Source organism: Paenibacillus sp. oral taxon 786 str. D14, assembly GCF_000159955.1.
Taxonomy (GTDB): domain Bacteria; phylum Bacillota; class Bacilli; order Paenibacillales; family Paenibacillaceae; genus Fontibacillus; species Fontibacillus phoenicis.
In genome coordinates, this window is sequence record NZ_GG695970.1 from 492,375 (window position 1) to 498,528 (window position 6,154).

Below are 6,154 nucleotides of genomic sequence, written 5' to 3' on the forward strand. Positions count from 1 at the left end.
ACGTTTTTCTTATGTGGTCCTCCGACGGAGCGGGCGGGGAGACGCCGTAATCGGACGGAGGGATTGGACCAGCTTCGCCGGCAACGGCCGGATGCACATAAATTTCTTACTGTTGCCCCGCCCGGATCGAAGCAGCCGCCCTGAACCGGGCTTTGCTACCCGCGCGCCAAACACCTGCATAAACCATTCAATGGGATAGGAGATGGACAGCAATCCGTTTTCGGATCCGGCAAAATTCACCGCAGTCGCAAGATTGCCTTTCCTCGTCAGCCACACCGAGCCGGAATCGCCTTCCAAGGAAACGGGGCGTTTGCCGCGGATCACGCTTTGGTTCTTGAAGGTAATCATCCCCAAATTGCCGTAATCCCCGTAATCGACCTGCACATCGGTATGGATTGACTCCACCGTACCGGTTACAACCCCTGTCGTGCGCCCCACCTTCTTAAGTCGATCACCGATTTTATAGGATCGCACATGGCCCGGGACGATCCCAAAGACAGCATAGGCTGGCTTCAGCAAAGAACGTCTCAAAGGTTTGGCGGTAGCTGCGTCGATATAATTTGCCCGTTTCCGGCTCAGCTTGACAAAACGGTCCAGCTGACCGATGCGGTCCTTAGCGATAGTCCCTCCATCAGCACCTCCCGGTTGCAGCGTGGCAGAGAATCGCCGGGTATTATTATCGACGAGGACGTGGTTGTTGCTAAGGATCAAGCGTTGGCATCCGGAAGCATCGCCGCTGACGATCAAACCAACCGTGCCGGAGGAGTCCGATGTGCCAACGCTGTAGCCGGCCATAACCGGGCGAATTCGGCGCGTGAACCTGCCGCCGTTCCCATTACCGGCCCGTTTGCAGAACCTAGGGGAACGGACGATACGAAACGGCACGCCAGCCCGAGGCTTTAGATAACGAGGTAATGCTGTGGTGCGGGTTGACTTGTTTTGTTTGGCGGCAGCGGCTGTGGTTAGGGGATCGGCATATACGATGATCGCTGCGCCGCGTTTGGGGCGTTTCGGGTCACGCAAGCCGACGCCAACGCCATGGACTCCCTTCATCTTCAGCATCTTCCCGGCAATGCGCTGCTTCAGCAAATAAGCTCTACGAAAACTGGCCAATAGATATCACCTTTTCTCGCATATTCGCGGATTTGCTGCATTATATGCTGGCGCCGGGACGCTTGATCGTTATACGGGCCGATGCCTTTGTAATGGAGGGATCGTTAAGTTGAGACAAGCCAGCTTCCCAACCATGCGCAAGCCGCGCCGAGCAAAGCCGAGGTCAGCACATATACGGCCGCCTTTTGTTTTTGCCCCTTGTTAATTAAGGTGATCGTTTCATATCCAAAGGTGGAGAACGTCGTGTAGGCACCGCAAAATCCAGTCCCCAGCATCAACCAGCCCCAGTCAGGGATAGCCTGCCGTGTGTGGAGTCCGGCTAGGACGCCAAGCAGGAGGCTGCCGCTGAGATTGATTACCCACGTTCCCCAAGGAAATTGCGAGCCGCGAGGGGCGGTTTGGGATGAGATCCATTGTCCTAAATAGTAACGAAGGAGCGTGCCGAGAATCCCGCCAAGTCCCACGATGCCGATCATGCGGAATCCCCTGCCTTAGGAGCCTGTTGTTTTTGACCTAAGCGGACTCCAGCCCAAGCCATCAGAAGACCGCCGATCAAGCTGGTCAACAGATAGGCGACTGCCGCAGCCAGATGTCCGGTATGTATCGCATCAACGGTCTGGACCGTGAAGGTGGAGAACGTCGTAAATGCACCGGCAAATCCCGTACCTGCCCCGATGCGTATACTGGGATGGATCTTTCGCAGGGCAGCGACGGTAAACAACCAGCCGAGAAATAAGCAACCGGCCCAGTTGATGAGCAGGATCGAAAGTGGAAAAGTTCCAATGTTTGGAATCCAGAGGGACAGTCCGTACCGGAGCAGGGTTCCGAGTAAGCCACCCACAATTAATGCAAGGATGTTCAATGTGCTCTACCTCCTGAAAAAATAGACAGACTCCTACCAGAGAGTCTGGTAGGAGTCATCAGCTCAAACGAGCGGTTTAGGCGAACTCCATCGCCTTATTGCGTTGTCATTGGCAACATTTTATGCTATGAGGGGACAACTCGTCAATACAGATTACGTGATAATCGTAATGGTGGGCGCCGAAATCGTTGGCGGGGTTGTAATTGTGGAAACGACGTTGCTGAAGCTGCCCACTTCAATCTGAACGGGAACACCTGCGATCAAATCCACGGTGTCGAGCACGAGGCTGGCCGTGGTCAGCGTTGACAACGAGGATTGTTGAAGTACGCCGTTAATGTAAACGTTGAAATAATCGGTACCGGTGAGCTCAGGCAGTTCCGTGATCGGTGAGTCGGCATCGTCGACGAAGCTGGCGGCAGGAATGGTCGTTTCGGTAGCGCCGATCATGTCGGCTGTTAACGTGGCGAAGTAACGGGTGACTGTCGGCGTTACTACGGTTGTAACTTCACCTCCAGAGGCGACTGGAGCCGATGCTACTGCCGTAAATACGGGTTTAATTACAGGCATCTATCATCACCTCCTAATCTTTGAGGGTATCGAGAGTGTCCGATACATCATATATAATGATGCAACTTTGTTAAGTGACAGGGCTGACAACCTCCGTTGAATATGGATTTTTTGGACGACGGGGGAAGCCAATTGCCCAAGCGCCAAAGACGGGTTATTCATAGGATAGGTAAGTAAGAGTTGAAGAGCCATCTGGCCAGGGGGAAGCGGTGAATGGGAGCGGCAAGAGGTGCGCGCAAAAAGGCAACGCGCATGAACAAACGGCGGTATCAAGCCCATAAGGTAAAGCACTGCCAGGCATGCTCGCGTCAGCGGCGCCGGAAGCGGGTCGTGCATGCACTGCGGCTTCGTTATCTGCGAGCGGCACGGCTCCTGCACCGCTACCGCCGGTTACTTCGGCAGTATGAGCGCTTGGTACGCGCGAAGAATCTTATGCCGTTTCCTGGTGGAGTTGCGGAGGATCTGGCCGAAATGCGGGGAGCAACTGGAGCGTTGGGACCCGCAGGACCGCAGGGCGCTCCGAGAAGTGCCGGTCCGATGGGACCGCCAGGGCCGCAGGGCGAGCCAGGAGCAGCCGGGCCAATGGGGCTAACAGGTCCACAAGGCGAGCGGGGAAAGCCCGGACCACCAGGACTGCCTGCAGGCGATATTCGGGTTACCTCTACAGTTTTCCGTTACTTTTTTGCGCCGCTTGCCGATTTGACCGGGACCGTTCACATCCCTGCCAATCAATTTACGGATGACGAGGGGGAAACGCCTGCGGTTTTTGCCGGGATCGGTGGAGGGTCCTATACCAACTTATTTATCAATGGCATGCTGCAGGAAGGCAGATTGTTTGTACTGGAGCCGGAGTCTTTGACGTTGTTGCTCGGGCAGGATATGATAGGGGCAGGCACGCCGATTATAGTGGAAAACGTGCGAATCACCGCCAAAGCCACGTCCTGAACTAGGAAAATGCGAAGCAGCATGAAAATTCGTCGTCGTGGCAGGGGGCAGGGCCTTGTCACGGTCTGTTTGATAGAGTAGGAGGATTGGTATGAAAATTAATGGCATTAATCATTTCTGTTTCTCCGTATCGGATTTGGATCGATCCATGGCGTTCTATGAGCAGGTCTTTGGAGCGACTCCCCTGGTGAAAGGACATAAGCTTGCCTATTTCGACCTGAACGGGCTGTGGATCGCCTTAAATCAGGAAGACATTCCGCGGGACAAGCAGCATCGTACATATACGCATATCGCTTTTTCGATCGATGAGGGGGATTTCGAGGCCTTTCAGAACCGGCTCCGGGAATTAAACGTTGAAGTGCTGCCAGGGCGTGAAAGAGATCAGCGCGACAAAAAGTCGATTTATTTTCTGGACCCGGACGGGCATATGTTCGAATTCCATACCGGAACGTTACAAGACCGACTGGATTACTATAAAGCGGACAAAGACCACATGATCTTTTATTAACCGCGATTCATTGATAGAATAAGACAGTAACTAAAATTTATATGAAGTAGGTCACCATGAAAAAATTCAAAAAGTTTTATATCGAAACGACCAGCATCTGCAACCTGGCCTGCAGCTTCTGTCCGCCGACCCATCGCCAGGCGCAGTTTATCAAAGTTGAGGACTTCCGCAAGATTCTGGACGACATCAAGCCGCATACGGACTATATTTATTTTCATGTCAAAGGCGAGCCACTGCTGCACCCCAAGATCGACCAGTTGCTTGACATTAGCCACGAAAAAGGGTTTAAGGTCAACATCACCACGAACGGCACGCTGCTCCCCAAGGTGCGTCATAAGCTGCTCGGCAAGCCGGCGCTGCGGCAGATGAATTTTTCGTTGCACAGCTTCGACGGACATGAAGGTTCGACCGACCGGGAAGGGTATTTGCGGAACGTGTTGTCCTTCGTCCGTGAGGCAGTAGCTGCGTCCGATTTGATCGTTTCGTTCCGCCTGTGGAATTTGACCCAGGATAACGAGACGAACCTGCAACGGATGCGTAACCGGGAGACGCTTGCCATCATTGAGCAAGAATTCAACCTAGATTATCGGATCGAGGAGAAGGTCACACCCGGAAGCGGGGTTAAATTAGCCGAGCGGATTTACTTGAACCAAGATTACGAATTCGATTGGCCGGATTTGCGGGCTCCGGAGGACGATGGCAAAGGCTTCTGCCATGCGCTGCGCAACCAGGCCGGAATTCTCGTGGACGGCACGGTTATTCCTTGCTGTCTGGATGGGGAAGGGATCATCAATCTTGGGAATGTGTATCAAACGCCATTTTCGGAGATTGTGGAAGGAGAGCGGGCGAACCGCTTGTACGAAGGCTTCTCCCGGCGCGAAGCCGTCGAGGAGCTATGCAGGAAGTGCGGGTATCGCAAACGGTTTGGGGGAGGGGCGTAAAGTTGCACCCAACAAAAGAAAGAAGGAGTCGAGATTCGGCTCCTTCTTTGTTTTTTGATGGATTCTTTACACTCACCAGCTGGCATTCAGCTTGGCCGGATCGATCTTCGGCACCAAGCCTTCGGCGGCCGCCCGGTCCAGCAAACCGCGGATGGCCGCGTAGCCGTCCTCACCTAAATCCGCTGTATATTGGTTCACGTACAGTCCGATATGCGCTTTCTGCACCTCGGGCGACATTTCCTGCGCATGGCTCATCACATACTTCGCCGAAGATTCCGGATGCGCCCAGGCGTATTCCACGGATTCCCGTGTCCAGCGGGCAATTGCGGCCAGATCCAGCGACCGGCGGGCGATGATTGCACCGAGGGGAATCGGCAAGCCCGTATCGGATTCCCACCAGTTGCCCAGGTCTTGAAGCAGGTGCAGTCCGTAATTTTGATAAGTAAAACGTGCTTCATGGATCACCAGACCCGCATCCAATTCGCCGCGTTGAACGGCGGGCATGATCTCGTCGAACGGCATGACGACGATCTCGCCGACGCCGCCGGGAACATGCTTTGCTGCCCAGAGCCGAAACAGCAGGTACGCGGTGGATCGTTCGCTTGGAACCGCAACGCGGCGGCCCGACAGGTCGGAAGGCGAGCATGCCTTCGCCGTTAATACGAGCGGCCCGCAGCCGCGGCCCAGCGCTCCGCCGCACGGGAGCAGTGCGTACTCGTCCAGCACCCAAGGGAGAGCCGCGTAGGAAATTTTCAGCACCTCAGGTCCGGTGCCGGAAGCCGCCCAACCGTTCGTAATATCAATATCCGCATAGGTGACATCGAGCTCAGGAGCTCCCGGGATTAACCCGTGGACCCAGGCGTGGAACACAAAGGTATCGTTAGGACAAGGCGAAAAAGCGATTTTCATGATTGCAGCACCTCCGGTAGTTTAGCACAAGCTTGCTCTAAAGCTTGCAGAGCATCGCCGATTTTCCACAGTTCCCGTTGCCTTGGACCTACGGCGTTAGAGATGGCGCGCAGTTCCAGCACGGGAACGCCGAACTGGCGGGCGGCTTCGGCCACGCCAAAGCCTTCCATCGCTTCGGCGCCAGCGCCGGGGTAACGCTGGGCAAGCCGGCGTGCCGTTTCCGCCGTCCCTGTGACGGTGGATAACGTCAGGATCGGGCCGTGGTGGACCGGCAGCCCGGCCTCCCGCAGCGCCGCAGCCCAGCGAGCC

The 6,154-nt window shown here is 55.2% G+C and carries 9 protein-coding genes and 1 riboswitch; of the genes, 3 read left to right on the forward strand and 6 right to left on the reverse strand.

Going from position 1 to position 6,154, the window contains the following annotated elements; translation table 11 throughout:
* Positions 1 to 9: 9 nt before the first annotated feature.
* The 4 genes from POTG_RS02340 to POTG_RS02355 all read right to left on the reverse strand — a co-directional run bounded on the left by POTG_RS02340 (position 10) and on the right by POTG_RS02355 (position 2,542).
* Positions 10 to 1,113, reverse strand: a complete 1,104-nt coding sequence (locus tag POTG_RS02340; RefSeq protein ID WP_009223185.1) for a hypothetical protein — start codon at positions 1,111 to 1,113, stop codon at positions 10 to 12.
* 104 nt (positions 1,114 to 1,217) lie between these two features.
* Positions 1,218 to 1,589: a fluoride efflux transporter CrcB gene (crcB, locus tag POTG_RS02345; RefSeq protein WP_009223186.1), complete on the reverse strand. Its 372-nt coding sequence runs from the start codon at positions 1,587 to 1,589 to the stop codon at positions 1,218 to 1,220.
* Entirely contained in the window at positions 1,586 to 1,975 is a 390-nt protein-coding gene (crcB, locus tag POTG_RS02350; protein WP_009223187.1) for a fluoride efflux transporter CrcB, read from the reverse strand. Before crcB (POTG_RS02350) ends, crcB (POTG_RS02345) begins: the two co-directional genes overlap by 4 nt.
* A gap of 42 nt (positions 1,976 to 2,017) precedes the next feature.
* Positions 2,018 to 2,079, reverse strand: a riboswitch (Fluoride riboswitch).
* A 49-nt stretch (positions 2,080 to 2,128) separates the two neighbouring features.
* Positions 2,129 to 2,542, reverse strand: a complete 414-nt coding sequence (locus tag POTG_RS02355; RefSeq protein WP_009223188.1) for a DUF4183 domain-containing protein — start codon at positions 2,540 to 2,542, stop codon at positions 2,129 to 2,131.
* 213 nt (positions 2,543 to 2,755) lie between these two features.
* On the opposite strand from POTG_RS02355, the gene POTG_RS25075 reads away from it, so the two are divergent.
* From POTG_RS25075 to POTG_RS02370, 3 genes are all read left to right on the forward strand, one after another.
* Positions 2,756 to 3,487: a DUF4183 domain-containing protein gene (locus tag POTG_RS25075; protein ID WP_050769662.1), complete on the forward strand. Its 732-nt coding sequence runs from the start codon at positions 2,756 to 2,758 to the stop codon at positions 3,485 to 3,487.
* Positions 3,488 to 3,578: 91 nt separating this feature from the next.
* A complete protein-coding gene (fosB, locus tag POTG_RS02365) occupies positions 3,579 to 3,995 on the forward strand; it encodes a metallothiol transferase FosB (protein WP_009223190.1) in 417 nt (138 codons plus the stop codon).
* A gap of 56 nt (positions 3,996 to 4,051) precedes the next feature.
* Positions 4,052 to 4,936, forward strand: a complete 885-nt coding sequence (locus POTG_RS02370; protein WP_009223191.1) for a radical SAM/SPASM domain-containing protein — start codon at positions 4,052 to 4,054, stop codon at positions 4,934 to 4,936.
* Between the two features lie 72 nt (positions 4,937 to 5,008).
* On the opposite strand, the gene POTG_RS02375 is transcribed toward POTG_RS02370, so the two are convergent.
* A complete protein-coding gene (locus POTG_RS02375; protein ID WP_009223192.1) occupies positions 5,009 to 5,845 on the reverse strand; it encodes a 1,4-dihydroxy-6-naphthoate synthase in 837 nt (278 codons plus the stop codon).
* On the reverse strand, positions 5,842 to 6,154 hold a 313-nt coding region (mqnB, locus tag POTG_RS02380), incomplete at its 5' end, for a futalosine hydrolase (protein WP_036643801.1). The genes mqnB and POTG_RS02375, both read right to left, overlap by 4 nt.